At 51.7% G+C, this 26836-nt stretch carries 35 protein-coding genes; all 35 read left to right on the forward strand.

Annotation, left to right across the window (positions count from 1 at the left end; translation table 11 throughout):
* A partial coding sequence (locus PLD04_14530) for an isoprenylcysteine carboxylmethyltransferase family protein (protein HXK69542.1) occupies positions 1 to 622 on the forward strand: 622 nt, incomplete at its 5' end.
* A gap of 240 nt (positions 623 to 862) precedes the next feature.
* Positions 863 to 1888, forward strand: a complete 1026-nt coding sequence (locus tag PLD04_14535; GenBank protein HXK69543.1) for an NAD(P)-dependent alcohol dehydrogenase — start codon at positions 863 to 865, stop codon at positions 1886 to 1888.
* Positions 1889 to 1984: 96 nt separating this feature from the next.
* A complete protein-coding gene (locus PLD04_14540; protein HXK69544.1) occupies positions 1985 to 2533 on the forward strand; it encodes a hypothetical protein in 549 nt (182 codons plus the stop codon).
* Positions 2534 to 2673: 140 nt separating this feature from the next.
* Complete coding sequence (locus tag PLD04_14545) at positions 2674 to 3699, forward strand: carcinine hydrolase/isopenicillin-N N-acyltransferase family protein (protein ID HXK69545.1); 1026 nt, start codon at positions 2674 to 2676, stop codon at positions 3697 to 3699.
* A 241-nt stretch (positions 3700 to 3940) separates the two neighbouring features.
* The gene (locus tag PLD04_14550) at positions 3941 to 4351 is read left to right on the forward strand and encodes a hypothetical protein (protein HXK69546.1); all 411 of its coding nucleotides are present in this window, start codon (positions 3941 to 3943) and stop codon (positions 4349 to 4351) included.
* Between the two features lie 190 nt (positions 4352 to 4541).
* Positions 4542 to 4913, forward strand: a complete 372-nt coding sequence (locus tag PLD04_14555) for a hypothetical protein (protein ID HXK69547.1) — start codon at positions 4542 to 4544, stop codon at positions 4911 to 4913.
* An 88-nt stretch (positions 4914 to 5001) separates the two neighbouring features.
* Positions 5002 to 5688 carry a DUF4386 domain-containing protein gene (locus PLD04_14560; GenBank protein HXK69548.1) on the forward strand — a complete coding sequence of 229 codons (687 nt, stop codon included), beginning with the start codon at positions 5002 to 5004 and terminating at the stop codon, positions 5686 to 5688.
* 190 nt (positions 5689 to 5878) lie between these two features.
* Positions 5879 to 6187 carry a YdhR family protein gene (locus PLD04_14565; protein ID HXK69549.1) on the forward strand — a complete coding sequence of 103 codons (309 nt, stop codon included), beginning with the start codon at positions 5879 to 5881 and terminating at the stop codon, positions 6185 to 6187.
* A 143-nt stretch (positions 6188 to 6330) separates the two neighbouring features.
* Positions 6331 to 6756, forward strand: coding sequence for a hypothetical protein (locus PLD04_14570; protein HXK69550.1), 426 nt, complete (start codon positions 6331 to 6333; stop codon positions 6754 to 6756).
* The gene (locus PLD04_14575; protein ID HXK69551.1) at positions 6746 to 7309 is read left to right on the forward strand and encodes an isoprenylcysteine carboxylmethyltransferase family protein; all 564 of its coding nucleotides are present in this window, start codon (positions 6746 to 6748) and stop codon (positions 7307 to 7309) included. Before PLD04_14570 ends, PLD04_14575 begins: the two co-directional genes overlap by 11 nt.
* 375 nt (positions 7310 to 7684) lie before the next feature.
* Entirely contained in the window at positions 7685 to 7894 is a 210-nt protein-coding gene (locus PLD04_14580; GenBank protein HXK69552.1) for a hypothetical protein, read from the forward strand.
* 41 nt (positions 7895 to 7935) lie between these two features.
* Positions 7936 to 8853: an SGNH/GDSL hydrolase family protein gene (locus PLD04_14585; protein ID HXK69553.1), complete on the forward strand. Its 918-nt coding sequence runs from the start codon at positions 7936 to 7938 to the stop codon at positions 8851 to 8853.
* 245 nt (positions 8854 to 9098) lie between these two features.
* A complete protein-coding gene (locus PLD04_14590; protein ID HXK69554.1) occupies positions 9099 to 9812 on the forward strand; it encodes a hypothetical protein in 714 nt (237 codons plus the stop codon).
* Between the two features lie 97 nt (positions 9813 to 9909).
* Positions 9910 to 10470 (forward strand): hypothetical protein, encoded by a 561-nt coding sequence (locus PLD04_14595; GenBank protein ID HXK69555.1) that lies wholly within the window; start codon positions 9910 to 9912, stop codon positions 10468 to 10470.
* 78 nt (positions 10471 to 10548) lie between these two features.
* A complete protein-coding gene (locus tag PLD04_14600; GenBank protein HXK69556.1) occupies positions 10549 to 11265 on the forward strand; it encodes a DNA alkylation repair protein in 717 nt (238 codons plus the stop codon).
* Positions 11266 to 11312: 47 nt separating this feature from the next.
* The gene (locus PLD04_14605) at positions 11313 to 12227 is read left to right on the forward strand and encodes an FkbM family methyltransferase (GenBank protein ID HXK69557.1); all 915 of its coding nucleotides are present in this window, start codon (positions 11313 to 11315) and stop codon (positions 12225 to 12227) included.
* The gene (gene tsaA, locus PLD04_14610) at positions 12220 to 12741 is read left to right on the forward strand and encodes a tRNA (N6-threonylcarbamoyladenosine(37)-N6)-methyltransferase TrmO (GenBank protein ID HXK69558.1); all 522 of its coding nucleotides are present in this window, start codon (positions 12220 to 12222) and stop codon (positions 12739 to 12741) included. Before PLD04_14605 ends, tsaA begins: the two co-directional genes overlap by 8 nt.
* Before the next feature lie 404 nt (positions 12742 to 13145).
* Entirely contained in the window at positions 13146 to 14318 is a 1173-nt protein-coding gene (locus tag PLD04_14615) for a serine hydrolase domain-containing protein (GenBank protein ID HXK69559.1), read from the forward strand.
* Between the two features lie 148 nt (positions 14319 to 14466).
* A complete protein-coding gene (locus tag PLD04_14620; GenBank protein HXK69560.1) occupies positions 14467 to 14868 on the forward strand; it encodes a hypothetical protein in 402 nt (133 codons plus the stop codon).
* Positions 14865 to 15383 (forward strand): GNAT family N-acetyltransferase, encoded by a 519-nt coding sequence (locus PLD04_14625; protein ID HXK69561.1) that lies wholly within the window; start codon positions 14865 to 14867, stop codon positions 15381 to 15383. Before PLD04_14620 ends, PLD04_14625 begins: the two co-directional genes overlap by 4 nt.
* Positions 15384 to 15409: 26 nt before the next feature.
* Positions 15410 to 16219 carry a phosphatase PAP2 family protein gene (locus PLD04_14630; GenBank protein ID HXK69562.1) on the forward strand — a complete coding sequence of 270 codons (810 nt, stop codon included), beginning with the start codon at positions 15410 to 15412 and terminating at the stop codon, positions 16217 to 16219.
* Positions 16220 to 16349: 130 nt separating this feature from the next.
* Positions 16350 to 16763: a hypothetical protein gene (locus tag PLD04_14635; GenBank protein HXK69563.1), complete on the forward strand. Its 414-nt coding sequence runs from the start codon at positions 16350 to 16352 to the stop codon at positions 16761 to 16763.
* Between the two features lie 119 nt (positions 16764 to 16882).
* Complete coding sequence (locus PLD04_14640) at positions 16883 to 17236, forward strand: hypothetical protein (protein HXK69564.1); 354 nt, start codon at positions 16883 to 16885, stop codon at positions 17234 to 17236.
* A 37-nt stretch (positions 17237 to 17273) separates the two neighbouring features.
* Positions 17274 to 17795: a hypothetical protein gene (locus tag PLD04_14645; GenBank protein HXK69565.1), complete on the forward strand. Its 522-nt coding sequence runs from the start codon at positions 17274 to 17276 to the stop codon at positions 17793 to 17795.
* A gap of 13 nt (positions 17796 to 17808) precedes the next feature.
* Entirely contained in the window at positions 17809 to 18336 is a 528-nt protein-coding gene (locus PLD04_14650) for a hypothetical protein (protein HXK69566.1), read from the forward strand.
* The gene (locus PLD04_14655) at positions 18333 to 18641 is read left to right on the forward strand and encodes a helix-hairpin-helix domain-containing protein (protein HXK69567.1); all 309 of its coding nucleotides are present in this window, start codon (positions 18333 to 18335) and stop codon (positions 18639 to 18641) included. The genes PLD04_14650 and PLD04_14655 overlap by 4 nt, the downstream gene beginning before the upstream one ends.
* Before the next feature lie 112 nt (positions 18642 to 18753).
* Entirely contained in the window at positions 18754 to 20655 is a 1902-nt protein-coding gene (locus PLD04_14660) for an Nramp family divalent metal transporter (protein ID HXK69568.1), read from the forward strand.
* 16 nt (positions 20656 to 20671) lie between these two features.
* The gene (locus PLD04_14665) at positions 20672 to 21007 is read left to right on the forward strand and encodes a hypothetical protein (protein HXK69569.1); all 336 of its coding nucleotides are present in this window, start codon (positions 20672 to 20674) and stop codon (positions 21005 to 21007) included.
* A gap of 59 nt (positions 21008 to 21066) precedes the next feature.
* Entirely contained in the window at positions 21067 to 21423 is a 357-nt protein-coding gene (locus PLD04_14670; GenBank protein HXK69570.1) for a VOC family protein, read from the forward strand.
* Between the two features lie 72 nt (positions 21424 to 21495).
* The gene (locus PLD04_14675; protein HXK69571.1) at positions 21496 to 22152 is read left to right on the forward strand and encodes a class I SAM-dependent methyltransferase; all 657 of its coding nucleotides are present in this window, start codon (positions 21496 to 21498) and stop codon (positions 22150 to 22152) included.
* 127 nt (positions 22153 to 22279) lie between these two features.
* The gene (locus tag PLD04_14680) at positions 22280 to 23116 is read left to right on the forward strand and encodes an OmpA family protein (GenBank protein ID HXK69572.1); all 837 of its coding nucleotides are present in this window, start codon (positions 22280 to 22282) and stop codon (positions 23114 to 23116) included.
* Positions 23117 to 23175: 59 nt separating this feature from the next.
* Positions 23176 to 23778 (forward strand): methyltransferase domain-containing protein, encoded by a 603-nt coding sequence (locus PLD04_14685; GenBank protein ID HXK69573.1) that lies wholly within the window; start codon positions 23176 to 23178, stop codon positions 23776 to 23778.
* Positions 23779 to 23852: 74 nt separating this feature from the next.
* Entirely contained in the window at positions 23853 to 24920 is a 1068-nt protein-coding gene (gene rsgA, locus PLD04_14690; protein ID HXK69574.1) for a ribosome small subunit-dependent GTPase A, read from the forward strand.
* Between the two features lie 472 nt (positions 24921 to 25392).
* Positions 25393 to 25914: a hypothetical protein gene (locus PLD04_14695; GenBank protein HXK69575.1), complete on the forward strand. Its 522-nt coding sequence runs from the start codon at positions 25393 to 25395 to the stop codon at positions 25912 to 25914.
* Positions 25915 to 25982: 68 nt separating this feature from the next.
* Positions 25983 to 26441, forward strand: coding sequence for a hypothetical protein (locus PLD04_14700; GenBank protein HXK69576.1), 459 nt, complete (start codon positions 25983 to 25985; stop codon positions 26439 to 26441).
* The last annotated feature ends 395 nt before the right edge of the window (positions 26442 to 26836 follow it).

The raw sequence follows: 26836 nt of genomic DNA on the forward strand, positions 1-26836 counted from the left end.
TCTGGTGTGCGGAGGGGATTGGAGTTGGTGGCAGGCGTGGGGCTATTCCCTGCTGATTGTTACCATCGGCCTGGGGGGGCGCATCTGGGCGGAACGGCGGCATCCGGGGTTGTTGGCCGAACGACAAAATATGGAGAAGGTCCAAAGTGCGAAAGCCTGGGACAAAGTACTTGCACCGTTGATGGCGCTGAGTGTGAGTTTTCCACTGGTCATTGTGGCCGGGCTGGATCATCGCTTTGGCTGGTCACCCGCATTTCCACTGTGGCTCAACGGTCTCGGCTTACTCTTGATCTTGTTCGGATATGCTTTCGCTGCCTGGGCATTTATAGAGAACCGCTTTTTCTCCAGTGTGGTGCGTATTCAGATGGATCGAGGGCATGTGGTGTGTGACAGTGGCCCCTATCGGTTTTTGCGGCATCCGGGCTATGCTGGAAACATCTTTCCACTGTTGGGCATTGTACTGGCCTTAAGTTCGATGTGGACACTTATTCCGGCGGCGGTGGCGCTTTTCATCACGGTGATTAGAACGGTGCTTGAAGACCGGACTCTACTCGACGAGTTACCGGGCTACAGCGACTATGCCCGACATGTGCGATATCGATTGATTCCGGGGATTTACTGAAGGGGCTAATCTGTTGACACGATTCTTATTTCCTGTTGAAGGTCCAATGAATACTATGGTGAATCTTGAAAGAAAGAATATATTGGGAACTTGTCTTTCTATCCTTGAGGCTTTCACGGAATCACGGCATAGAGCCTCGCTTCCATGGAAGCCTGTCGTTTGGTCCTGTACACTGTGCTGAGTAGATTGTCGTCAAAAAAACCTGGTGATAGTCGTGGTAGGCGAATCCGGAGGTAACCCTTGAAAGCCATCGTACACATGAAATATGGACTGCCAGATGTTCTTCAGCTCACGGATGTGGAGACTCCAGTTCCCCTGGATGACGAAGTCTTGGTCGAAGTTCATGCCGCTTCCGTCAATGCTTTGGACTGGCATATGCTTACCGCGGATGTGTTCCTGATCCGCCTGATGGGCAAGGGACTGATAAAACCCAGTAAGACAACACTTGGCGCTGACATCTCGGGGAGGGTTGTCGCGGTTGGCAAGGAGGTCAGGCGGTTCCAGCCGGGTGACCCGGTGTTTGGAACCGCAAAGAGCGGCAGTGGTGGTTTTGCCGAGTATGTATGTGCTCGCGAAGAAACCCTGCAGCTGAAACCATCCAGCATCTCTTTCGAAGAAGCGGCTGCCGTTCCGCTGGCAGCGCTCAAAGCCCTGCAGGGCCTTCGCGATAAAGGACAGATTGCACCAGGAAAAAAAGTGCTGATTCATGGGGCCTCCGGAGGGGTAGGTACATTTGCCGTCCAGATTGCCAGGTCGTTTGGAGCGGAAGTCACGGCTGTGTGCAGTTCAAGAAATCTTGAGATCGCTCGCTCCATCGGCGCCGACCATGTTATCGATTACACCCTTGACGATTTCACCAGGAGCGGAGAACTCTATGATCTTATTTTTGTCGCCAACGGCGACCGTTCCATCCATGAATACAAGCGATCGCTTAAGCCCGAGGGCATTTGCGTCCTGGCAGGAGGAGGAAATATCTCCATGGTCTCACTCCTGGCAGGAGTGCTCCTGCAGCTGTGGGTTTCAAAAATCGAGGGCAGGAAGATTGGTTCCTTTATGGCCCATATCAACCAGGAGGACTTGACCTGCGTGAAGGAGCTTCTCGAGTCGGGAAAAATCAAGCCGGTCATCGATCGACGGTGTCCGCTAAGTGAGACTGCAGAAGCTCTCCGATATCTTGGAGATGGGCACGCAAAAGGAAAAGTCGTCATAACCGTGAGACATGAAAGTGAGGCCGATCATTCCGGGGATGATTCACGTCATCAATGACCCCAGGATTAATGAAACAGAGCGATTGATTCCAAGTTTGACACTGAAATAACGCGGCGCTACACTTCTGTCATGGGCAGGAAAATAAGAGCAATAATGAATACTAGTTATCGTGTCGCCGGAATTCTGTTACTTTTGTGTGCCCATGCGGCCTGGAGTCAGGATTCGGAACAGACAGTAAAACGGGATAAACACCAGAGCCCCCGCCTGATAGTGCACCTGAGCGACCAGGATGTGCTGCTGCCTATCACGTCCATCGAATGGGGAGAACCGGACCGCTGGTCTATCTCCTCGCGCTACACGCACATGTTCGAGAAAAATCGGGATAATAAGACATGGTTGAACAATCTCAGCATCACGCTGAGTCCAGGCATTGCCGGCGGGCGTTTTGCTATTGGCTATCAAAGCATATATGATCCAAAATCCAATTCGGATTTTGTGATTCTCAGCGAAGCCCGTGCCGTACTCCTGCGGACCTGGGAAAATCCGCTTTCCAGCGAACCCAATCGCACCTTTGTCGGAGTAGAAATCCGAAGCAGCCTGTCGGGTATGATCAATGTCGGGGTCGGGTATTACAGACAGATCACCGACTCGAGCGGACCCGATGACAACTTCTATGGAGTCCACGTCGGCTTTGGGATTTAGCACGTAATTGTAATATCAGGAAACACAATACCTATTTGACACTGACATACTGCGGCGCTACACTTCTGCCATGGGAAGGATAATGAGAGAAAAAAGTGATAAATAGATATCGTGTCACCGGAATCCCGATAATCTTGCAGTTGAAGAAAATCCTGATATTCATTCCCATTATGCTGATCCTGTGTGATCCGCAAGGATGCAGTGCTTCAGAGAACAGGGAAACGAGTGACAGGTTTATCCCCGGTTCCTGCACGATATTCGCTGTAAGCTTTGGTGGGTCGGTCTTTTTCGGTAATAACGAAGACTGGATTAACCCTCTGACGTACTGCTGGGTTGAACCTCCGGGCACGGACAAATACGGAGTTCTGTGTTTTGGATTCGACAACTTGTACCCACAGGGTGGAATCAATGAAAAGGGGCTCGCATTCGATGCCAACGCCCTTCCCGTAATCACCATGAAGAAGAACCAGGATGGGATCAAACCCTATCATGCGATTGTAAATACCATCCTCATGCAGAAGTGCGCTACCGTCAGCGAGGCGATTGAGACTGCTAAACGCTACGACTGGAGTCAGTGCTATGGCGGAAAGCTTGACGGACAATTTCTCCTGGCGGACGCCCTGGGTGATGCGGTCGTGATCAGTGCCGATACTTCTGGTGAATTAGTGTTTACAAGGAAGGTGGAAGGCAATGGCTACCTGGTGTCTACCAACTTTAATCGTGCCTGTCCCGAGAACAGATATGGCAGATACCCCTGCAATAGATATGATACGACGGTAAAAATGTTGAAAGCGATCGACAGTGACCGTGATCTTACTTTAGATTATCTGGCATCTATATTGAATGCGGTCCACGTGGAAGGCAGGAAACTCAACACCCTTTACTCGAATATATTCGACCTAAAAAACGGTGTGGCATATTTATACTTTTGGCACCAATTCGACAGTCCGGTCACTTTTGATGTGCCTGAAACCATTGCTCGAGGGTTGGAACCCACGCAGATCAAAACCCTTTTCCCGGCAGGAATAGTTGACCAGGCTGCCGCCGAATTCAGGAGTTATAAAAGAAAGCGAATATTCATCCTGGCTGGCTGGGTGGTTCTGTTAATCAGTATTGCAGCTTTCATTATTGTCCGAAAGCTCCGCCGTGATCATAAAACTGGATAATTCTGTGGACAGTATACGTAATTATTGGACTTTAATTCAAGGAAATCTAATGATTGATTTCAGGTCTGACACTGTCATACCTCGGCGCTACACTTTTCATTTGCGAATAAATAAATAGAAAAAATAGTGATATATAGGATATATGTCACCGGAATTCCAGGAGAGGTGACAGGTTGTGAAATGGAGATATAATAGGATCCGAATACCCAGTGTTGGGTGCTCTTCACAAAGAGGTGAGCCAGTGAAAAACAGAATGGGTGAAAAAATAGGTTGGGCAGCGGGTTGGACCGGCGGCTTCATCTGGGTTCTCGTACTCTCTATGGTTTTTCTTTTCCAAGGGAAAATAGAACAAGGGATATTGGGAATGGTCCTGGTTGGCGCTGCGGTGTTTATAATTTTCCATTTCTCGCCATGGCGCTTTGTTTCAACGCATTATTGGAAGCTAATGCTCGCCCCATACGGAATATTCTTCCTGTCTATCGCCTGGGCCATATGGTCCTACGGTGACCTTGGCGCAATCGGATTGAATTTGTGGAATCTACTGTGGCTCATTCCAATGCTGACGCCATTTGGGGTTTTGAGCAAAAGGAAATGGACAGATTCCACCACCCAACAAAGCGTTCCAGAGGACGCGGCGCCGCCGCGCCGCTGAATTTTGTAATTCCGGGGACAGTATACGTAATTATTGAGCTCAAGCAAAAAAACATTACAATTGATTTCGGGTTTGACACTGAAATACCCAGGCGCTACACTTTTCCCATGAGAGGGAATACGTTGAACAAAATGATCTATAGGTATCATGTCACCGGAATTCTAAGACTGCCCTTGTTTTCAGATTAACAATGAACTCTCATATTCGTTGGCTTAGAATCAGTTTCATCGCAGGTGCAATCGCAGATGCCCTTGTTGGTATCCTCATTCTCGTTCCATCGGAAATGGGTGAAGTAGAGTTTACCTATCCCATGGGTCTGGCTGCGGCTCTAATGTTTGGTTGGACTATTCTTCTATTGTGGGGTTTTCAAAAACCATATGAGCGCAAAGGTCTTCTTCTTATCACTATTTTCCCTGTCATTACAGGTCTGGTCACTGCTGGCTTTTACATGGTAGCTGCAGGCAAGTTCACTTTTCTTAAAATACTCCCTTCCACTATTCTTGGTGTGGTATTGATCATTCTCATGGGTTATTCCTACTATAAAGCATATTTCTCTTCCTAGGACGCTATACTTTGCGGGAGATTCGATCATACTATCGCAGCGGCCGCTCAACTCGGGCGTTAGACGTCACAAGAAAGGAGTAAGCAGAATGACACGCACAACGAATGCAAGGATTGCGGGATTCACCTTTCTTGCTTACATTGCGGCAACGATTGGCAGTATGGTTATTGTTTCTCGAGCGACCAGCGGCGAAAGCATAGAAGCGAAAATGGCCTCTATCCTGGAGCACACAGCAGGCATGCATGTCGTTATCTTGCTTGCCCTCGCCCAAGCTTTAGCAGCGCTGGTGTTGGCCGTAACGCTCTATGCCATTACGCGTGATCAAGATCATGAGGTGGCCCTGATCGCCATGGTATGTCGCCTGACAGAAGGCGTGATCGCAGGGCTCTCGGCATCGACAACCCTGGCGCTTCTCTGGGTGGCCACCGACTATGGGCCTGATGCCTCTGCCGCCAGTGCTATGCAAACTTTGGGTAAGTACCTCCTGAGGGACGACAGCGCCGTGAGCGCCTTCTTTTTTGCAGTGGGGAGTGCGCTCTTTGCCTACCTTTTCCTGCGAGGCCGAATGATCCCGATTGTCCTCGCCTGGCTAGGTGTTGGCGCATCCCTGCTTCTTGTGGTTGGACTTCCTGCTCAGCTTGTAAACCTTATAAGTCCTGCGGCTGCATCAGTTATGTGGTTACCCATGCTTGCATTCGAAATCCCGCTGGGCTTCTGGTTACTCATAAAGGGTGTAAAGGTGCCGCAGCTTCTAACTCCCAGTAAAGTCAGGTGATACGAAAACAATCCTCATTGTTACCGCGCTATAGTTCCTCGTAATGATTCCGGCCTGACCTTTACAAAACTCAGGCCACGACTGATTTTCCTTCCACAACTCAGTGTCCTGGACCTGACTCTCTCAGGAATAAAGAAGTGCGTCGTATTTTTAAAGTAAAGAATAGACAAGCGATGTAAAGGAGAGAGAAATGGCCACTATATTATTTGTGCGCGCGAAATCGACACTCGATCCACAGGAGCTGGAACATCGATTGCTGGAACGTCGGCCCCGCTTCCTTGAAGTCCCGGGGCTGATACAAAAAATCTACGGCCGCGACGAATCCACCGGCGCGGTTTGCGGTATCTATTTTTTTGAGGATCAGAAGGCTCTCGCTGAATTTCGAAATACCGAGCTGGCCAAGACGATTGCCACCGCATACGAGGTATCGGAAATTCGTTTGGAGACTTATGAAATGCTTTACCCATTGCGTCCCGATCGCGGACCGGTTCCGGAGTAGTGTAACGTTACTATTAAGGAAATGACTGGTGTAGATGCGGCATGGGCTTGAGATCTAACTATGTGATACATAATTTCTTATCCTAAATAGGTATAATAAAAAATGTTAAGCGGCACCTGAAATCGAATGCTCGAGGGTGAAGATTGAGAAGATATCGTATTCTGAACGGTAGTATCGGGCTTCTGGCCTTACTGGTCACGGAAGCCGGTCGCGAGTACTATCGGCCTTACATCTACTCCCGGCACCTTCAGGATTTTGGAATCGCCGACACCCTCGGCAACTCCACGGGTACGGTCGCGGCCGTATTCATCATTCTGTGCCTCACGGGCCGAAACCACGCATGGGACTATCGGTACATCTCCCTTCTCGCTCTGGGTCTTTGCGGCTACGAGCTGTTTCAAGGACCAATGGGCGGATCCATTGATCCAAAGGACATCGTGGCCACGATCCTGGCGGGGACATTCTGCCTGGTGCTATACCGGCTGATGCACCGTCATCCATTTACTCTCAAGGGTTCAAGCGCTGCTGCACGCGGCGTTACAGAGAGGAGTATGAAACGTGACCATTAGGCAGCGGTGGATCGACATGCTTCACACGGTGGCTACCGGAACGCGAAAGACTCGCACACTTCTCACTCCAGTTGGACTGCTCATCTTCGGTCTCTTTACCTTCTCCTTTGTGGGGGCTGCCCATGTTGTCAATGTTTTCTTCCAGTTGCCCGGTCTATTTCCGGAATCGCTGCGGCGTCCGCTATCTGTCTCTTTGATCACGGTGGGTATTGCGCTTATTGGCTGGTCCGCGTTCTGTTTCCTGAGGGTCCGCGGTACGCCGGTACCGTTCAATCCACCTCCTGAACTCGTGATTTCGGGTCCGTACCGCCTGACCAGGAACCCGATGTTGTCGGGTGTGTTCCTGCTGCTCTTTGGCATAGGGGCAGCCCTCAATTCATTTTCGCTCGTTCTGTTTTTCACGCCGGCCTATATCCTTCTCAATGTCTGGGAGCTCAAGCGGATTGAAGAGCCGGAACTGGAAAAACGGCTGGGAGAGGACTATCGCAGGTACAAGAACGAAACGCCCATGTTCATTCCGGGTATGAAGTTCCGCAGGTCACGGAAGACCTGACTCCGCTTGGGGAGCACACCATTTCATCTTTGCGATCATCAGGTGACATGATGCGTATATCTTATGGCAGGTAAAATACGAAGAGTTGTGGATTCAGATAGAGGAGAGGGAAACAGGGGCGGTGTCACGGTGTTTTTCCTTGTTTTCGCTGACATGGGAGTCCTGAACACTATGATTCGATGGAACCAAATTTCAAATGTCGAAAACCGATCATGGAGTAGTCGATGAATAGAGATTTTTCTGAGCTTCATACAGCCGCGTACGATGTGGCGGATCTCTTCCGTGCAGGGGGTTTAGAGCATCTCAGGGCAAAGGAGTGGTCAGAAACCTGGACTAATCTGGTCTCAGAACTTAAAAGCCGATGTCCTGGATTTCATGAAGACCAATATTCACAGGCGCTCAACCAGGGGTTTTTTGAAAGCCGGTAGCTATGAAAAGTCCAGTAACAGGCGTAATCTTTTCATTGAGATAGTGCCCCTTGACGGAAAAGGATACATAATCGGGAAAAATTCTCCTTATTCGTTGTCAACTATTGAAAAGCCATCAAGACATGCACATAATAGGAGAAGTGGGGCTTTTTCCTGAGTAACTTGTTGAGGCGAAATCGACGTATAAGGAGGGATGAAATGAAGAGAAGAACCATTCAGGCAGGAACATCCTGGCGGGTTTTGGTCGCTGTATTCATTTTTATGGGCCTGGCAGGCTGGTGCTGGTCCCAGGCCATCATCATCGATCACACGTGCACCGATATTTCTAAAATTCCGTCTTCATGGCTGGAACAGGCGAAACAGCTCACCCTGCACTTCGCCCACACGTCCCACGGATCGCAGATCATTACCGGAATTCTTTCCCTGGAGGAACTGCACCCACAGTATTCCGTGGCCGTGAATGAAAGCGATACGCCGGGATTGCCTCCCGTTGAAATTCCGCCGGCTCTTCGAATCTATGACGGAAACCCCGGGACCACCTACGTGGAGCCTGAAAATTACTGGTACGGCATCGACGGCCTGAACGCCACGCGATCTGTGGCCGCCACCGGGGATTACAACTACTCCATGTGGTCCTGGTGTGGACAGTTGTCCTGGTACGATGTGAGTGAAGTCCAGGGTTACCTGGCGGCCATGAATCAGCTGGAACAGGAATTCCCATCCATGCGATTCATCTACATGACGGGCCATCTGGACGGGTCCGGCACCGACGGCTTGCTGAACCAGCTGAACGATATTATTCGCCAGTATTGCCGTGACCATAACAAGGTCCTCTTTGATTTCGCCGATATCGAAAGCTACGACCCGGACGGCAACGCCTACCTGGACCGCTGGGCCGACGACGGATGTTACTACGACGGCGGGAATTGGGCCGAGGAGTGGTGCGCGGTTCATCCGAATTCCGAATTGTGTGCTTACTGCGATTGCGCCCATTCCCACCCGCTGAACTGCAACCAGAAATCCAGGGCCTTCTGGTGGATGATGGCCCGCCTGGCAGGCTGGGAGCCGGATCAGTCTTCCAGCCGGAGTCATTCCCGACCCTTTGCAGGTCCCTGATTTGAATGGGATCATATGAAGGCAGGTCGTGAATATTGATTTCAATTAACGCTATTTTGCTTCTTTGCGCAGCAGGGGTTTCTATATCCGGGCCGCCGGGCTACGAACCGCCCGGGAAAATTCCAGTCCGGTTTGCCCCGGAGGTTGTTCATTCCGATCACTGCTCTGCAGTTGTGTCACCGGATGGAGAAGAGATATTCTGGGCACAGCACGTAAAAGGTGAATCCGGCCGGAAAATCTTTTTCATGCAATTTCAAGACGGATCCTGGAGTGCTCCTTCCATCGTACCCTTCACGTCCCGCGAAGACGGGGACTGTCCGGTATTGTCTCCCGATGGGATGACAATGATCTTTACTTCCAGTCGGCCGATGGGAGAAGACAATACAACTCGAAGAGAGAGGTTATGGCTTGTTTCCCGTCGATCCTCCGGCTGGTCCGAACCGCGGCCTGTGGATGATGTGATCAATGGATCGCACCTCCATTGGCAGGCATCGATGGATCGTGATAGAAATATCTACTTTGCATCCTCCCGGAAGGGCTCAATAGGCCGAGATGATATTTTCGTTTCACTTAAAACGAAAGAGGGGTACGCGACACCGGCAGGGTTTCCTCCGCCGATCAACACTGCAGGGCACGAAAGTACGCCATTCATTGGTCCGGGCGGAGATTATCTGTTGTTCACCCGGTCATATTTCGGTGCCGGGAGTCCGCCGTTTCCCACCGGCCTGCTGGTGAGCTTTCGACAGGAAGATGGATCGTGGAGTGAGCCGGGAGCTGTTCCTCTGTCCGGAGTTCCATTGGAAGACGTGGTCTGTCCTACTGTTTCACCCGACCAGCGCTACCTCTTTTTCCTTGTTCTGAATAAGAACGAAAAATCTGTGTACTGGGTGGATGCATCCGTCGTGTGGGACCAGAAGTCCTCAAAAGTGAAAGACCCTGTCACACGAAAGAAGCAATAGGAACCAGATCGATGATTCTTGGTATGATAAACCGCTAAGAAACACCGCTGATCATTTTGCAACGAATGTACGATCGTGAAAGTGAGGAAAATATGTTATGGAACCTTTATCCTCAGCTATCGGATTACCACTTTACTGGGTTCAGAACAAAGCGTTTGGGCGTCAATTCGAGTTACGCGCAAAGAATATGCTGTTCGGGACTCTGCGCTTTGAACAGGCCCTGGGTACGCTGGCGACCGCCGAGTCGGAATCGGGGAGCTGGACGCTCAAACGAGTGGGGTTTCTTAATGTGCGTGTAACAATCCGGGAGGCCGGGCGCACGGATGATCTGGCGGTTTACTGGCCCAGGCTCTGGGGTGATGGCTGGTTGGAGACCTCCAGAGGCTCCCGGTTTCACTGGTTGTCAACAAACTTCTGGAGAACCGAGTGGGGATTTGCTCAATCGGATGACCGACCGCTCTTTGTAATGAAAAAAGGTACGGAAGAGCCAACGCTTTCAGACCTGCTGAAGTCACAGGCTGTCGTTGAGATTGAGCCAGAAGGAAACGGTCTTGAAGAAATATCTCTCCTTCTGATGCTGGGCTGGTATCTGATGATTCTGCACCAGGAGGATACAATGGTCGGGACAACCGCCGCGATCACGGCCGTTACCAGCTAGGTCGCGGAACTGTTTCCGGGATGGAGAATCCATGATACAGGTGCGAACACGGTTACGAAGGGGACCGGGACAAACAGGATGACCCAACTGCAGTCAGCCAGGAAAGAATTGCGGGAATGCGCCACAGAGACAGATGCTCAAATCCTGCAGAGGTTCTTCAAGACCGGTCCCGGGGAGTACGGGGAGGGGGACCGGTTTATCGGCGTTCGTGTCCCGGCGATTCGCCGGGTAGCGAAAACCTTCCGCGATCTAACCCTGGACGAGACCATCCGTCTTCTTCATTCGGACATCCACGAGGAGCGGTTACTCGCTCTGATCATCCTTACGGAAAAATACCGGAAAGGGACCGACGACGAGCAGAAGATGGTCTACGAACTCTACCTGAGCAACACCCGGTATATTAACAATTGGGACCTCGTGGACCTGTCGGCGGAGCATATTGCAGGTGCCTATCTCAGGGACCGGAGCCGTGAACCGCTGTACAGTCTGGCGCAATCGACGATGCTGTGGGAGCGAAGGATTTCGGTCCTGTCCACCTTTCATTTGATCAAGAGAGGCGAGTTTGGCGAAACGTTACGAATTGCCGAAATGCTCCTTCGAGATAAGGAAGACCTGATTCATAAGGCTGTGGGGTGGATGCTGCGGGAGGTCGGAAAACGCGACCGTGGAGTGGAGGAAGCCTTCCTGAAGAAGCATTATCGGGTCATGCCGCGGACGATGCTGAGGTACGCGATCGAAAAATTTCCCGAAGACCTGCGCCAGCAATATTTGAAGGGCACAATCGATCCACCATAGGATCGGCGGATTCGTGTACACTGTTTTTACCATGCAGGAACTACGTGATGGATCCCGCTAAAAAAGCCAGAGACATTCTCTATTCGGTCTGCAGGACATGTCTCGGACCGTTTATGGACGAACGGGAGAAAGCCAAACTGCGACGGAATGTAATGGCTTTACCGGTGACGCTCGAGTATCCCTTCGATCCGGAAGCCAAGCTCCTTCGATCGATCGGGATCAAACCTCCGATGTTCGATATTGGTGCGAACACCGGATTTTACAGCGATATCCTGGAAGATATCGCCGGGTCCGAACAATTGTATCTATTTGAGCCGCTTCCCCATCTCCACAACTATCTGAAAAAGCGATTCAGAAAGGCCCATGTCTTCGAACTCGCCCTGTCGAACCAGGAAGGCTCGCGAACCATCAGGGTACCCTTTATCGACGGGAAACGGTTTGATACCCGGGCAACCTTTGGTGAACACAGGGAACCCGGCCAGACAGGATTTGAAGAGATTGAGGTACGTTTGACAACCCTGGATACCCTGACCCGGAAGCTCGGACTGGATTCCATCGGTTTCATGAAAATCGACGTGGAAGGACATGAGGCCGAGGTGTTAAAGGGGGGAATAGAAACCTTAACCCGGTTTGCGCCCCTCATTCTCATTGAAATCGAGGCACGTCACCACGGGTTTCCCATCGCCACCATCTTTTCAACGTTGGAAGATATCGGCTACAAGGGCTATTTCATCAACGTTGAGTCGTATTCGCTGGTCGAAACCGGGCAATTCAATTGCAAACGGGATCAAAAGCAGGAACACCTCCAATCGAGACAATTTTTACGCTACCTGAACAATTTCTTCTTTGTTCCTGAAGCCCTTGAGAAGGACTTCATATCCAGGGTGACTGCTTTCCTGGAAGAGGAAAAGCTTTCTGTGAGAAAGCGGTTTTCACGGAGGAAAAGCAATGGAGATGAGTGACACGAACTTTGTTTTTCATGCCATCGGGGTTGTTCGATCTCCCCACACTGATCCTTCCAGGACGCCGATTCAGCCGGTTTTCGCCCGGGGGGTGAGGGGAACCGTGATCCTGGATCTGGACTACATGGAAGGGCTTGCGGATCTGGATGGTTTTTCCCACATCTACCTGCTCTATGTATTTGACAGAGCCGAGGAAACCCTTCTTACCGTCAAGCCATTCCTGGATGATGCGGCTCGCGGAATCTTTGCCACCCGGTCTCCCTTAAGGCCGAACAAGATCGGGATCAGCCTCGTAAGGCTGGTATCCATCGAGGAAAATGTTCTCACTGTGGAAGATGTCGACATTCTGGATGGGACCCCGCTTCTCGATATCAAGCCATACGTCGCCCGCTTTGAAACGAGGGAGGATGTCCGTTCCGGATGGCAGGACAAAGTTTCGGATGATGCTGCATATCAGCGGGGTCGCCGTGGATTTCGACGGGGACGGGATCCAGAGGGGGAGGATGATAATTAATTTCGGTCCGGAGCCTGAACCTGTCTCATAGAATTCCAAAGCCTCCTCATTGCCCCTTTATGACGACACTTATAAAAAGGTTTTTCTGTTGTTAAAAATTCTGGAGAAGATCAAATCACCTCACATCCAGCTGTCCCTGGCCGTGATCTGCGAGGCTGTATACAGCAAGTATCCCAACTCGAAGAGTTCTCTACGCCCTGGTACTGGGTCGCGGCGATCCTTTTCGCGACCGCGTCCTTGATCGGGCTTTATCTCCTCTGAAAAAGACGAGACCCCTGTGATCCCAACGTCCTCTTGACCGGGGGGAAGCCTGACCTGAGTCACGGAACCTTATCTCGGAAATTCCGTTGTACAGAGAGAACAATACAGGCGGTGAAACGTCAAACGGAAAAGGAAATCACGGTATGAAACGTCACCTTATTTTGCTTTCCGTCATGGTTTTATTGCTGCTCCCAGCATGCAGAACCCATGTTGAGCCGGAGTTGCCATACTCCCGGCAGCTTCGGGACGTGCTGGGCCAGGCCCGGCAATCCACCCATATCATGGGGGTATCCGCGGCTATCATTGTGCCCGGGTACCAGCCGTGGCTTGGGGTGAGTGGTGAATCCTACCCGGATCATCCCATCTCGGAGGATATGCTGTTTGACACGGCCAGTGCCGGGAAGGTGCTCATGGCCGCCCTTGTGATGGATCTCGCAGAAGATGGATTGCTCTCTCTGGATGACCCAATCCGTCAGTACCTTCCCCCATACCCGAACGTCGACGGATCTATCACAATCCGACAGCTTCTCAACCATACGAACGGCCTGTACGACATGGTTTCACATCCTGACGGGCCGTTCCGCAAGCCATACCGTCAGATCGAGTTTGACAAATGGTGGACGATGGATGAAATCTTCACCCGGCTGGGAGGGGCACCGTACTTGGCTCCGGGTGAAGGATTTCACTATACCCAGGCCGGGTACCAGCTGGCCGCGCAGATCGTCGAGAAGGTGACCCGGTCCACGGTTTCCGCTGAGATCCAGAAACGACTGCTTGATCCGCAGGATCTTGATGGTATGCTCCTCGATTTCTCAAAGCCGATCCCGGGCCGTTTTTCCATTGCTCATCCCTGGATCGATGCCGATGGGGATGGAGTTTTTGAAGATGAATTTTCAAAGTCAAGAAACTGGATCGCCTCTCTGTCCCGCATCCTTTTCTATTCCCGGGCGGAAGATTTTGCCGTCTGGATGAATGCCCTCTTTGCCGGAAAGGTACTTCAACCGAATTCTCTTCAAGAGATGATGACCTTCGTTCATCCCAAACCGGAGGAGACCGGCGGCCCCCTGTTTGTTGATTACGGCCTTGGGCTCATGGAAATCAACCCTCACCTTATGCGGGGTCAACGGGTTCTGGGGCACCTGGGCAGCATTCCCGGGTATCGGACTTTTCTGGGGCACTTCACGGATTCTGGAGTGACGATGGTGATCATGTACAACAGCGATACCGATGAGGGTTTCCCCATCATCGATGGCTTACTGGGTGTGGTTCTGGATCACCTCGAACAGGACTCAAGTGGTAGGCAGATGAGCAGGTAATTCACGGGGACGATCCCTTTTTCTCCATTCGCTATAATAAGGTTGCAGAACGCAGACCCGGCAGGCAGCGGGTGTGGCTGGAGTTCAGCGCAGGGAAGGAGAACGCCATGGATATGCCTGAACCGTATATCCTGAAGGGAATGTGGAAATGTCACCGGTCGAGATGAGGGAAAAGACAGAACAAAGTGGAACGAAATTCAGTCGGGAATCCTTTATTTCCTGGACTACCGACATCTTTGCCGCGGCCTATCTCCTCTGGATGGGGTATTCCCTCCGGGCTGGCACAGCAAACTTAGGCCATCTGTACGAGGGTCTCGGTGCCGACCTTCCTGTTTTCACCCGGTTTCTGGTTCAGCAGGGCGGATGGTTCTATCCTCTGGTTTTCGGTTTCTTTACGCTGATTGTCTTTGCCAAGGAATTTGTGATTCGGGATAAGCGCATCAGCACGATGGTCACCTTCCTCCTGGCCATCCTGGGGCAGTTTGTGTGGCACTGGATGACAACCCTCTTTTTTTATCCCATGGTTGAGTTGATACAGCAGATCGGATGATTATGGACTCGGATATCGAAATTCGCCGTGTTCGGGAATCGGACGTTGAACCGCTCCGGGAGGTGATCAATCAGATCTGTGTGGAAAAGTGGTACCTGGCCACTGCGGAAGGATTCTCCCTGGAGCAGAGCCGGGCCTACCTTCAGCGGGTCATCGAGAACGGCTTTCCCTATGTGGTGGCCATCCATCAGGACCGGATCGTGGGGTGGTGTGACATTGTCCCCAGCCCGGGGTCCGGGTACGCCCACTCAGGGCGCCTGGGAGTCGCTGTTGCCGGGGAGTATCGCGGAAAAGGCCTGGGCCGCCGCCTGATGGAGGCTTGCCTTTCGCTGGCCCGCCGTTCTCCGATTGAAAAGGTTGAGCTGGAAGTCTTCACCGACAACGTGCGCGCGGTCCAGCTCTATGAAAGCCTGGGATTCAAGGTGGAAGGGGTTAAGGTTCGGGCCAGGAAGCTCGAAGGCCGTTACCAGGACAGCCAGCTTATGGCCCTCTTTATCACACAGGAACATTCCTGACGATGCAATCGGGTCCTGAGAAGGAAATGAGAAACGATACCTCCGGAAGCTCTGCCGATTCTATCCCGATTTCGAGGATCTCGCTGCGGCTTCTCCTGACCCAGCCCTATCCGTTGACTGCCGCCATCGTTTTACCTCTGCTGATTCTCGTATCATGTGCCTTCTTCTATATTTTCATCGGTGACGTGATGATGCCCGGTCGGTTCCTTCATGTTCCGGAGATCGGCCTGGATGCACTCTTCCCTCTGCGGCCCTCCTGGGTCCTGGTGTACGCGACGCTCTACCTGTACCTGATCGTACTGCCAATTCTCACCGTGCGCCAGGAAAAGCATGTGGTCCGTACGATCCTGGCCTACCTGACGGTGTGGATCGTCGCTTTCATCTGCTTCCTTATCTACCCCACGGCAGCCCCCCGGCCGGAACAGGTGGCCGGGAGTGGCTTCATTCCCTGGGCCCTTCGTCTTCTGTATTCCATGGACCCACCCTACAATTGTTTTCCTTCCATCCACGTTGCGCACTCTTTCGTGTCGGTGTTTACCTGCTATCGAATCCACCGGGGTGTGGGACTCAGCGGGGCGGTCGTTGGACTCCTGATTGGGGTCTCCACACTTTATACCAAACAACACTACGCCGTGGATGTGCTGGCCGGTATCCTGCTGGCGTACCTGGCCCATCTCATCTTTCTGCGTCCCTATCCCCGTGAGAAAATTCCTGAGCTCGACCGGCATTTGGCGCCGGCCTATGCCCTCCTCACGGCGGGATTTGTTACCACGGTTCTTCTGGTTTTCTGGTTTGTCTATCTGGTGAATGGAGAGTCTGGAATCCTGACACCCTGACGACCCGGCAGCACGAATATCGGAACTGAAAGGGTGGTAGACTTGGATACAGGAGATGCAGCTCAATTGTTCTAAGCATAGTTTCTGACAAAGAACGGGAAACCATTCCCGCTCATCCCAGGAGGCGAACATGTTCGTCCAATTACTGATCATCATCTTTGTCATCGCGGCAGTGACCAGCACCATCGCGGCTTTGCTCTTTTCCAGGCCCGTGAACAAGATTCTGGGACGTCTGGTGTCCGAGCAGCTGGCCCCGATCTGGCGACGGTACATCCTCTTTGCCATCTACGTCGTCGGAATTTCAGGGGGTGTGAGAGTCTGGGATCTTGAGCGGTACATCAATCCGGATAAAGAGGGCAACGTCCTTACTCTCAATTCAGACCGCTGGGTCATCGAAGTCTACAAAACCATCATGGGATCGCTCCAGGCCGTGGCTTGGATGCTGCTGATCTTCTTTCTCTTTGCCCTGGTCGCCTACGTCGTGGTCCGCGGGTTTGAGTTAAAACATTCAGGCGGGGAGAAGGAAAAGGAAAACAAAGGGTAATCCCTTGCGCCGGAATCACTGCATGGTGAAAAATATGGCTGTTACGGACGTGCGTGATAAATAATGACCAACGTACCTGAGGTTACATCGTTAAACGTGATGAGATATCATATTCAATCGTGACCAGATCCGATCAAAGGGTGTTAGTTGCGGTGAAGCTCATCCACACGGTTGCGTGGGCGTTTTTCGTGCTATGCATCGCCGGAATACCCATCATGACATGGCGAGGGCAGTACGGAACCGCAACATGGCTCGCCGGCATCGTTTTCGTCGAAGTTCTAATCATTTTGGTGAATCGATGGCGTTGTCCCCTTACGCCGCTGGCTGCACGGTATACTGAGGACCGACGAGACAATTTCGATATTTTCCTTCCGGAATGGCTGGCCAGGCACAATAAAGCGATCTTTGGATGGCTCTATATTGCTGGTATCCTCTATCTTGCCATATTGTGGATGACTCGGAATCCAGGGTGAGGAATTTTCTTTCAATCCGTTTGCAAAGGATTCGTTTATGAGCAAGAAAGGTTTTTCTTTATTGGCTCGAGAGTTTGTGCTTTTCAGTCTATGCGCTTTGTCCCTGATCCCGGTCATTTTTCTCAGCGTTGTCGCAGACCACCTTTCGATCAACCTCTATCTCATGCAGGAGTCCCTTGCCCCGAATGCGCCGCATCTGACGGAGATCGTGGCGCGGCTCACAGGCGGCTATCATGGCCTTTCCATGGAGATTCTTTTCATCCTCTGGCTCCTCCTGCCGATCTCCTTTTTCTGGCTTCTCTCCAGATCTACCTCGTCCTTAGAATTCCGGGTGAAATTCCTGTCTATTTTTTCGTTGGTATGGGTTCTGATTTTCACATATCTTTCCATGCTTGCCGCTGCATTTGTCGCACCTCGAACCCCCCTGTACGCCCGTCTGGAAGAGAGCGGGTGGCTCAACCTGGTTTCCTACATTCTCTATGCGGAAATTATCATTTTCTGCGTGATCCCGTTCATCTTCTTATTTCGCGTTGGAAAGACAGAGAAATCGAGTTCGTAAATTGCGGAACGGGATGACTCATCCAGCCCAGGTGGTAAACCAGATCGCTATAGCGCTGAGAAACGGGCCGTTCAAGGTGGCGCGCAACGTAACACTCTCGGATGGGCGAAGGGCTGCGGTTGCTGCATCCCGGACCTACTTTTCCTGGAAAGGTATCGTTCTTCTTTCCCAGCACATCGTGGTCCGTCATATCGACCAGGCATCCCTGCCCGACATGAAGGTTCTCTTTGATGCAGGCTTTGAGTATGCGAAGAAGATGAATTGGGTCCCCCTGCCCCGTGGATTGCAGTTCGGGTTCATGGTCATTCCCGTTCTCGTGGGAGAGTCCCCGGCGTCAGATCTGGTGGAGTCCGTTTCGAAATCACCCCAGAAGCATTTTTCCCTCTTCGAGTTTCCGGTGGTTGTTGACCTGGCGACGAACCAGGCCCATTACTTCAAAGGTCTTTCAGCCTGGGGGGCCTTCTTCTTTTCCGATCTGCGGAAAGTTGCGGAAACCTATATTCAGGGAAGCCTGTACCGCCAGAAAAATCCGGGGAAATGAAAAATAACAATAAGGTTCAGGAAAGTCTTCAGGTTATTCCGGGGGTAGGACCTGCGACCGAAAAAGATTTCCACGATCTCGGGATCTACAGGATCGAACAACTGAAAAACGCCAGTCCGGAATCTCTTTATGAGGATCTCTGTACCCTGCGGAGGGTCAGGATCGATCGATGTCAGCTCTATGTCTTTCGATGTGTCGTATACTATGCCTCCCATACGAATCATGATCCGGAAAAATTGAAGTGGTGGAACTGGAAGGATCATCCTCGCAACTCGAGGAAAAAGACGGGGTCGAAGCCCTCTTAATGGACCTGGCAGATAAACTAAATGTGATGGTGAGGAATCGAAAAAGGGTTCTGACCGTTGTAATAATGGAGAAAGAATCGGTAAATTCAAAGAAACGGCGTAATCTTTGACGATGACATCGACTGAAGAAGAAAGAAAGATCCTTCTGCATTCCTCCGGGGATACATCCCTTGAAGAGGTTCATGGGAGCGTGAAGACCCAGAATCTTTCAGTTTGGAAACGGATCTTTGCCTTTGCGGGGCCGGCGTACCTTATCAGCGTCGGGTACATGGATCCGGGAAACTGGGCCACCGATCTGGAGGGCGGATCCCGCTTCGGGTACGCCCTGATCTGGGTGATCCTGATGTCCAACATGATGGCGATCCTCCTTCAAACCCTGTCCGCACGGCTGGGAATCGTCACAGGGAAGGACCTGGCGCAGGCCTGTCGATCGGAGTATTCCAGGTGGGCTTCCTTCGTTCTCTGGATCCTGGGAGAGATCGCAATTGCCGCCTGCGATCTCGCTGAGCTACTGGGTACCATTCTCGGGTTAAACCTCCTCTTCGGCCTTCCCCTGCTCTGGGGGGCATTGATTACCCTGTTCGACACCTTTCTTCTCCTTGCGATCCAGAGGCTGGGAATTCGGAAGATGGAAGCCTTTATCCTGTCGTTGATCTCGATCATCGCGGGCGGATTCGTCGTGAACCTGTTCCTGGCAAAGCCGGACTGGGGCCCCGCGGCGGCCGGGCTGATTCCTTCCATTCCGGAAGGGTCGCTCTACATTATCCTCGGAATCATCGGGGCGACGGTGATGCCCCACAATCTATATCTCCATTCTTCCCTCGTCCAGACACGCAAGGTTTCCCGCACTGTCGATTCGAAGGCCCAGGCCTGCAGGTACAATCTTCTGGATTCCGTCATTGCCCTGAACGCGGCTTTTTTTGTTAATGTGGCGATCCTTGTTCTGGCTGCGGCTGTCTTTTACCGCCATGGCATGGTTGTGACCGAAATCCAGCAGGCGCACCAGCTCCTCGAGCAATTCCTGGGCACACAGGCCGCATCCATCGCGTTCGGACTGGCCCTGCTTGCGGCGGGTCAGAGCTCTACGCTGACGGGAACACTGGCCGGTCAGATCGTCATGGAAGGATTCGTCAAGATTCGGTTACGGCCGGCCTTGAGACGTCTGATCACACGGGCAATTGCGCTGCTCCCCGCCGTTGTTGTAATCTCCATTTCGGGCGACGAGGGAACCTACCGACTGCTCATCTTGAGCCAGGTGATCCTGAGCCTTCAGCTGCCCTTTGCCATCGTGCCCCTCGTGCACTTCACCAGCGATAAGCTGAAGATGGGATCCTTCGCCAACAGGGCCTGGGTAAAAGTCCTGGCCTGGATCACGTCGATCTTGATCATCGCGCTCAACGGTAAGCTGGTCTATGATCAGATCATGGAGTGGGTTCATGGTGGTGCTTCAACCCTGGTCTCCATTCTAACGATCGGCCTGACGATGGCGATTGTCCTCTTCCTTCTGTACGTTATCGTGCTTCCGCTAATTCATGGCGAGAAGGCCTGGAAAGAATGGAAGCCGACAGGTGCAATCGCCGTCATCGAGAAGATTGAAACCCATGCCATGAAACATATCGTCGCGGCCCTCGGCCGGGACAGCGGAGACGCCGCGATCGTCAGCCGTGCATTGTCCATCGCAAAGGCGGAGAAAGCCATGCTTACCCTGGTGCACGTGGTCGATTCCCCTTCCGCGCAAGTGCACAGCCACGACTCCTACGACGAGCACGCACGTGACGATGAACAGTATCTTCTCGATATCGCGACCGAGGTTCGCTCATCGGGGGTCCCCGTAGAGATCGCACTTGCGTTCGGCCACCCGTCCCGGGAACTGGTATCCTTTGCCGAAGCCCATCACGTGGACATGCTGGTCATGGGTTCGCACGGCCACCGATTGCTGGGAGATCTTCTCTGGGGTGAAACGGTCGATCCAGTGCGTCACAAGGTAAACATTCCGGTACTGGTAGTACGATGACAGATTTCGAGCTTCCATGAAGCATTCAGGTGCCGATATCGAAATGGTTACCCGGAGAATTGAAAGAGCCATCAGGGATCTGATCGCTTCCGTTTCGCGGGAGCCATTCTGGGTGACCCATTACGGAGCCAATGACATCGATCCAGGACATTTGGTCTACTGGATCTGCGTGGAAACCGACACGGAGAGAGATCGTCTGGCGAATCATCGCGAACTCAATCAAAATCTGCGCAGACTGCTGACGGAGTATGGTTATCCGGTTGAGGGCCGCGATGGGGCTTCTATCGGGTTTGAAAGCCAGGAGACGGTAGACAGGGAATTCGGAGGAAACTGGCGGCATCACTGGCAATGAAATAAACATGGATGGTATGGAGGCACCCATTGAAGAGTGAAACCTGGAAGGCGTGACCCGTGCTGGGCGTGCCGCGGGTTCGGCAGGCGGCTGAATATTATCGCGATGTTCTGGGATTTCATCTCGATCCGGACCAGGGGGTGTTCCAGCCTTCCACGGATGAACCGGACGGGGTTTATGCCATTGTGAAACGGTCTGTTGTCTGGATTCATTTTCAGATTCGCCGTGAAGCCTGGAGTCAGATCGAAAGAGCGGCCTATGAACGTGACGTCTATCTCTATGTTGAGGATGTCGATACCCTTCATGCCGATCTGGTGCGGCGGGGTGCCAGAATTCTGACTTCTCCTCAGCAGGCACCTCATGGGATCCATGAGATGGTGGTGGAAGATCTGAACGGATACAGGCTGGTCTTTTGAGAACGGAGACGATAGAAAACTGTCCTTCCGAAAAAACGTATTCATTACCAGGACTGTGCAATGGGAGGAAGGATGGATCGGATCGAGGCAATTAATGCAAAAACCCGTAGAGCTTACAATCTGGTTGCCGATCGGTACCATGAGCTTTTTCACGATGAACTGGCGGTTAAGGAGTACGACCGCAAGTTTCTTGATGAATTTGCAGGGAACTTCAATTCAGATTCGCTAATCTGTGACGCGGGGTGCGGGCCGTCCGCACACATTGGACATTACCTTTTTGATAAGGGGATTCCGGTGATTGGTGTGGACATTTCTGAACGCTGCATCGAACTGGCACGCAGGTTTCATCCGGATATGCGCTTTGAGATAAGTGACATGGGAGCCCTGCCGTTTGACAACGATTTCCTTGACGGAATCATCGCTTACTACTCGATCATCGACACGCCAAAAATCTATGTAGATAGAATCTTTCAGGAATTTTATCGAGTCCTGAAACCGGGTGGGCTTCTCCTGGTTACCGTCAAGGTGGGTTCGGGCGAAGGCTACCTTACGGAATTACTGGGATATGAGGTTGAAATCTATTTCAGCTGCTTTTCGCTGGATGAGATACGGAGCTATTATGATGAGAATCAATTTGATGTCCAGCTTCTGGAACAGAGGAGGCCCTACGATGTTGAGATCCCTGTGGATCGAATTTACGCGGTAGGGAAGAAAAGACCAGGACCATAGAAGAAAAATGGAGTCCGTTTCCTGACCTTCGTCTCTATTGCAAATCTCCCGGAATCGGGATTATGATAAGGATCCAGATTTAGAATTCCTATCAACCATCCAACCCCTAAACAATCCGGAGGAACGTATGAAAAAGATGGTGGCATTGTCATTCATCGTAACGGTCATGTTGTCATGTTTCACGCTTGTTTTTGCCCTGGAGGCCGATTTCAGAGGCAGCAAGGATCATCCACTGCTCTCAAGGATGCCCGATTTCTACATTTCAGACTATAAATCCTTCGACTTCGATACCTACCGATTCAACGATCAGGAGAAGAAATATGTCGTTGTCGAGGGACAGAAGATTTACATGGAGTACAAGCTGAACAAGGGAGCGGTGGAGCCCGGAGAGCTGAAGATCCGGAGGAATATTCAGGATGCCCTTAAAAAGATCGGCGGCAAAGTTGTCTTCGACGACAACTTCAACAAGTGTTCGACGATCGTGGTCCAGAAGGACGGAAATGAGATCTGGGTTGAGGTAAAAAGCTACAACAACATGTACCGGCTGACCACGGTGATCAAGAAATCCATGGACCAGGAAGTCGTGGCCGATGCCGAGGCGATGGGCAATGACATTAAGACCAGCGGCCATGTTTCGATCTACGGGATTTACTTCGACACAGGTAAATCGGTGATCAAGCCGGAATCTGATGCGGCGATTTTGGAAATCGCGAAATTGCTGAAGGCGGATACGGCTCTGAAGGTGTATGTCGTAGGCCATACGGACAGTGACGGTACTCTTGATTTCAATATGAAGTTATCGAAAGACCGGGCCGAGGCCGTTGCCAGGGCTCTTGTGGATACTCACGGGATTGGTCCCGACCGCCTGAAAGCTTTTGGTGTGGCCTCCCTGGCTCCTGTCGCTTCCAATGGCACCGAAGAAGGAAAGCAGAAGAACCGCCGGGTGGAACTGGTCAAGCAGTAGGTTTCACTTGATCCTCAGAGGGGAGAGGATATACTTACACTCATGTGGAGTGTTTCCTGATGGCTTCGGATCTGGCGTACATCCTGCAATCGATAACCTCGTTTTATGATTTTTCCGATCGGGAGGTTCTCTATGTGGGAGCCGGCGACGGGCAGCTGATCGACTGCGCCGCGTCGGCCCGCTCTGTCCTTGCGGTCGACTCGGACGCAAAGGCAGTGGCCGCACTCGAAGATACAATCCGTAAGAAGGGTCTGGCTGACAGGGTCGGAGCCCGGCATGCCGGATTCGAGTCGATTGACGTACGGGTGGACGTTGTGTTTTTTGAATTCTGTCTCCATGAGATCCATGATCCCACTGCCATGCTGGACCGTGCCCTGACTATGGCCGGGGATGTCGTGATTGTGGATCATCTTCCCGAATCACCCTGGGTGTGGCATACCTGTGAAACGGAAATGGTTGAGCGTTCCTGGAATGCCGTCCATGCGCTCCATCCGGTTCGGATCGTCGAGCATTGCGTGGATCAACGGTTCCCGGTATACGAGGAACTCCGTTCAAAGATCGAAGTGCAGGGTCCTGAAGCCGTAAGACGGGCCGGAAAATTTAAGGAAAAACATGGTATTGTGATCGAGATGAAGTACGGCCTCGCACTGATTTCACAGTAAGAAATGAGGCCGGATTGTGATTCATCCGGTTGTAGATTAATGAAATTCATATTATGGATTGGGCGGCAAGTAAAATGACGGAATTATCATTGGAAAACCTGGGATGGAGTTCCTGGTTTGAATCGCAGGCAGTTGCCGGTGATGGAGACAGTACCTTTGCGCGAGTCGCCGCGGTGGATCGGGATCAGTTTCTTCTGGCAGGTGAGGCCGGATTCTTCAGGGCGAAACGATCCGGGAAGCTCCTGTACGACGCTCCTTCACTGTCTCAGACACCCTGTGTGGGAGATTGGGTCTGTGTGACAAAATCTCCTCAGGACCAGTTCGGAATGATCCACGGGGTGCTGGATAGAAAGTCGTACCTTCGCCGCAGGGTTGCTGGAGATTCTGCCGATTTCCAGATGATTGCTTCCAACGTCGATGTCGTTATCGTAGTCCAGTCATGCCATTACGATTTCAACATCAACAGGCTGGAACGCTACATTGTAATGGCGATGGATGGCGGGGCCATTCCGGTGATTTTGCTTACCAAAGTCGACCTGGTGACACCGGAGGTCCTGGCCGACCAGATCAATCAGATCCGGAATGCGGGAATCACCGAACCCGTGGTTCCTCTCAGTAACGTGACAGGAGTCGGCATCGAGAATCTGACCGCGATCCTTTCGCCGGGTAAGACCTATTGTTTTGTGGGATCTTCCGGTGTCGGAAAGAGTACGATCATCAACACGTTGATGGGACGAGACACCCTGGCGACCCAATGGGTCAGCGCAACGGGTGAGGGAAAACATACGACCGTGCGCAGGGAACTCCTGCTCCTGGATAATGGCGCAATGGTCATCGATAATCCCGGAATGCGGGAGCTCGGTATGCTGGATGCGGAAGACGGCATTCAGGCAAGTTTCCGGGATATCCAGGTACTTTCCGCTCAGTGCCGGTTCAGGGATTGTACCCACACCGGTGAGCCGGGCTGCGCAGTTCAACAGGCGGTCGAACGAGGCGAGATGGACGGGGATCACTACGAAAATTATGTCAAGCTGAAGGACGAATCGCAGTTTTACCAGATGTCCTACGCGGAGAAACGAAAAAAAGACCGGGATTTTGGACGTTTCATCAAGACGGCAAAGAAGGACCTGCGTAAAAAATAAAAGGCAGGGATTCACATTTAACCAAAATTTGCAGATAATCAAGTATCATGACCGATACGGACCGATGTTCAATTTGCGGCTGTCAACTTCACCGTCATCCAAATACCTACGCAAGGCCGACACACGAAGGCCGCTCGCATGCTTCAAGACATCACTTTGTCCCGGAAAGGTTTTTCGGACGTTCCACGAACCGGAGAGGTACACAACGGGTCAAGATCTTTACCCATAGTCCATGGGGCAGAGAAGGTGAGACCGCCCTATTTTGCTATGATTGTCATGAGGAATTACTTCATAATCCGGTTCTCCTTCCGGAAGATGTTTTGAACTTTGCCGAACTTGTGCGCTTTCGTGGATTGTCTGAAATGATAAAGACGGAGTCAAAGGATGCGATCGCTGGAAGAATCCGTCTCTTTCAGGAGGTCATCCACATGGGAATTGAAACACTAATACAGAACAGCAAGCGGGAGGCATGATGATGGAGGTACGACCCTTTACCGCGCGGGCGACGTACGCGTTGAAACCTGACCAGTATTACCGTGTTTACGTGGATGGAGATTCGATTTATTTCGTAAGGATTTCCGGTCAGTCCCTTGCTGCCGGAGTGGCGGGAGGGTTGGAGGCACAGCTGGGAAGCCTGGGGCGGTCCCTTGGAGCCGGGCTCGTCCGAAGGGCAAAACGGAAACTCTTTCAGGCGGGTATGGAAGCAGACAAGAAAGACTATCGAACGCTGGGGATGGCGGACAAGCGGAGCTTTAGAAAATCGACTGCCGAAATCCGTTCGGCAGTCATCGATCCGGCGGAGGCCATCTCGGGCCATGGAATGCACGTGGGTGTGTGGAGGCTCGAATTTTCCGACGGTAAGAAACTCCGTCTTCAGTTTGAAGAAATATCCGAGATGAAAAAAGCCGTGGATGGGCTTCCAGGTGTGTTCGGGGAGAAGTTGAAGGTCAACGCGGCATGGAATGAACGCGGTGGCGGTTTTTCAAGAGCCTGACCAAAGGATGGCCAGCGAAAAAACATTTGTACGGAGATCCTGCTAAAATATCGAAAAAGGATGGAGCGATGACCGAAAAACCCAACCGTTTGATTTTTACAACCATCCTCGGAATCATCTTTTGTTTCGTTGGGGGCCTTCTCCTGGGAGCGGGTGTGTTCCTGAGCTTCAACGTTCTGGCGAATGGGAACGCTCTTCAGGAAAATGCTCCGGGAATTCTCGGGAGCCTTGCCCTGAACTTGCTCACGCGTTTCATGATGTTTATCACGGGACTCTCTCTCCTTCTTCGTTTCCGTTATGCCGTCGGAATCGCTTCGATTACTCTTGTTTTTTCTATTTTTACCGTGATTTTCGATGTCATGCTGTACAAACTCCTCCACCCTCTTCCCGGAGTATCACCCTCCATGAATGTCTTCATTCTCATTGGTTCCCTTGCGGTGCAGGGTCTCTTTTTCGTTCTTCTCCTGATTACCATCATCTATGTCAGTACGTGGGCAAAAAGCGAATTTCATCCGGCTCGTATATAAGAATATTCGCCAGAGCCAGGAATCTCAGGGTGTCATTTATTATTTGATAGAATTATCCCTAATGATATTGCATACAAGAGACAAATAATTATGGTTCGAAAAATATTCAAGATCGTTCTTTCTGTTGCAGGAGTGCTTCTGGTTATTCAATCGTTATACGTCACATATAGAATCGCGCAGGTTTTCATTCAGGAAATTCGACAGACTCGAGATGTCTCAGGCACATCCGTTTCGAAAGGAATTCATGAGGCCCGGGTTCAATTCTATCTGACATTGCAAGGAATGGAAAATGGTTATCCTATTTCCGAGGAAGATCTGGACGGAGATGGGCTGACCGCCGGGAGGTCATGTCAATAGGTGTGTAAAAAGGGTTCATGCGGCATGATCCTTATTCA

It is taken from the genome of Thermoanaerobaculia bacterium, assembly GCA_035593605.1.
Lineage (GTDB): Bacteria > Acidobacteriota > Thermoanaerobaculia > UBA2201 > DAOSWS01 > DAOSWS01.

What these genes read in the sequence shown, in the direction of transcription:
- PLD04_14540 (HXK69544.1), top strand. Translation starts at nt 1,985, where the DNA reads ATGAATACTAGTTATCGTGTCGCCGGAATTCTGTTACTTTTGTGTGCC.
- PLD04_14555 (HXK69547.1), top strand. Translation starts at nt 4,542, where the DNA reads ATGAACTCTCATATTCGTTGGCTTAGAATCAGTTTCATCGCAGGTGCA.
- PLD04_14560 (HXK69548.1), top strand. Translation starts at nt 5,002, where the DNA reads ATGACACGCACAACGAATGCAAGGATTGCGGGATTCACCTTTCTTGCT.
- PLD04_14565 (HXK69549.1), top strand. Translation starts at nt 5,879, where the DNA reads ATGGCCACTATATTATTTGTGCGCGCGAAATCGACACTCGATCCACAG.
- PLD04_14580 (HXK69552.1), top strand. Translation starts at nt 7,685, where the DNA reads ATGAAGACCAATATTCACAGGCGCTCAACCAGGGGTTTTTTGAAAGCC.
- PLD04_14585 (HXK69553.1), top strand. Translation starts at nt 7,936, where the DNA reads ATGAAGAGAAGAACCATTCAGGCAGGAACATCCTGGCGGGTTTTGGTC.
- PLD04_14590 (HXK69554.1), top strand. Translation starts at nt 9,099, where the DNA reads ATGCAATTTCAAGACGGATCCTGGAGTGCTCCTTCCATCGTACCCTTC.
- PLD04_14595 (HXK69555.1), top strand. Translation starts at nt 9,910, where the DNA reads ATGGAACCTTTATCCTCAGCTATCGGATTACCACTTTACTGGGTTCAG.
- PLD04_14600 (HXK69556.1), top strand. Translation starts at nt 10,549, where the DNA reads ATGACCCAACTGCAGTCAGCCAGGAAAGAATTGCGGGAATGCGCCACA.
- PLD04_14605 (HXK69557.1), top strand. Translation starts at nt 11,313, where the DNA reads ATGGATCCCGCTAAAAAAGCCAGAGACATTCTCTATTCGGTCTGCAGG.
- tsaA (HXK69558.1), top strand. Translation starts at nt 12,220, where the DNA reads ATGAGTGACACGAACTTTGTTTTTCATGCCATCGGGGTTGTTCGATCT.
- PLD04_14615 (HXK69559.1), top strand. Translation starts at nt 13,146, where the DNA reads ATGAAACGTCACCTTATTTTGCTTTCCGTCATGGTTTTATTGCTGCTC.
- PLD04_14620 (HXK69560.1), top strand. Translation starts at nt 14,467, where the DNA reads ATGTCACCGGTCGAGATGAGGGAAAAGACAGAACAAAGTGGAACGAAA.
- PLD04_14625 (HXK69561.1), top strand. Translation starts at nt 14,865, where the DNA reads ATGATTATGGACTCGGATATCGAAATTCGCCGTGTTCGGGAATCGGAC.
- PLD04_14630 (HXK69562.1), top strand. Translation starts at nt 15,410, where the DNA reads ATGAGAAACGATACCTCCGGAAGCTCTGCCGATTCTATCCCGATTTCG.
- PLD04_14635 (HXK69563.1), top strand. Translation starts at nt 16,350, where the DNA reads ATGTTCGTCCAATTACTGATCATCATCTTTGTCATCGCGGCAGTGACC.
- PLD04_14645 (HXK69565.1), top strand. Translation starts at nt 17,274, where the DNA reads ATGAGCAAGAAAGGTTTTTCTTTATTGGCTCGAGAGTTTGTGCTTTTC.
- PLD04_14650 (HXK69566.1), top strand. Translation starts at nt 17,809, where the DNA reads ATGACTCATCCAGCCCAGGTGGTAAACCAGATCGCTATAGCGCTGAGA.
- PLD04_14655 (HXK69567.1), top strand. Translation starts at nt 18,333, where the DNA reads ATGAAAAATAACAATAAGGTTCAGGAAAGTCTTCAGGTTATTCCGGGG.
- PLD04_14660 (HXK69568.1), top strand. Translation starts at nt 18,754, where the DNA reads ATGACATCGACTGAAGAAGAAAGAAAGATCCTTCTGCATTCCTCCGGG.
- PLD04_14665 (HXK69569.1), top strand. Translation starts at nt 20,672, where the DNA reads ATGAAGCATTCAGGTGCCGATATCGAAATGGTTACCCGGAGAATTGAA.
- PLD04_14675 (HXK69571.1), top strand. Translation starts at nt 21,496, where the DNA reads ATGGATCGGATCGAGGCAATTAATGCAAAAACCCGTAGAGCTTACAAT.
- PLD04_14680 (HXK69572.1), top strand. Translation starts at nt 22,280, where the DNA reads ATGAAAAAGATGGTGGCATTGTCATTCATCGTAACGGTCATGTTGTCA.
- PLD04_14685 (HXK69573.1), top strand. Translation starts at nt 23,176, where the DNA reads ATGGCTTCGGATCTGGCGTACATCCTGCAATCGATAACCTCGTTTTAT.
- rsgA (HXK69574.1), top strand. Translation starts at nt 23,853, where the DNA reads ATGACGGAATTATCATTGGAAAACCTGGGATGGAGTTCCTGGTTTGAA.
- PLD04_14695 (HXK69575.1), top strand. Translation starts at nt 25,393, where the DNA reads ATGATGGAGGTACGACCCTTTACCGCGCGGGCGACGTACGCGTTGAAA.
- PLD04_14700 (HXK69576.1), top strand. Translation starts at nt 25,983, where the DNA reads ATGACCGAAAAACCCAACCGTTTGATTTTTACAACCATCCTCGGAATC.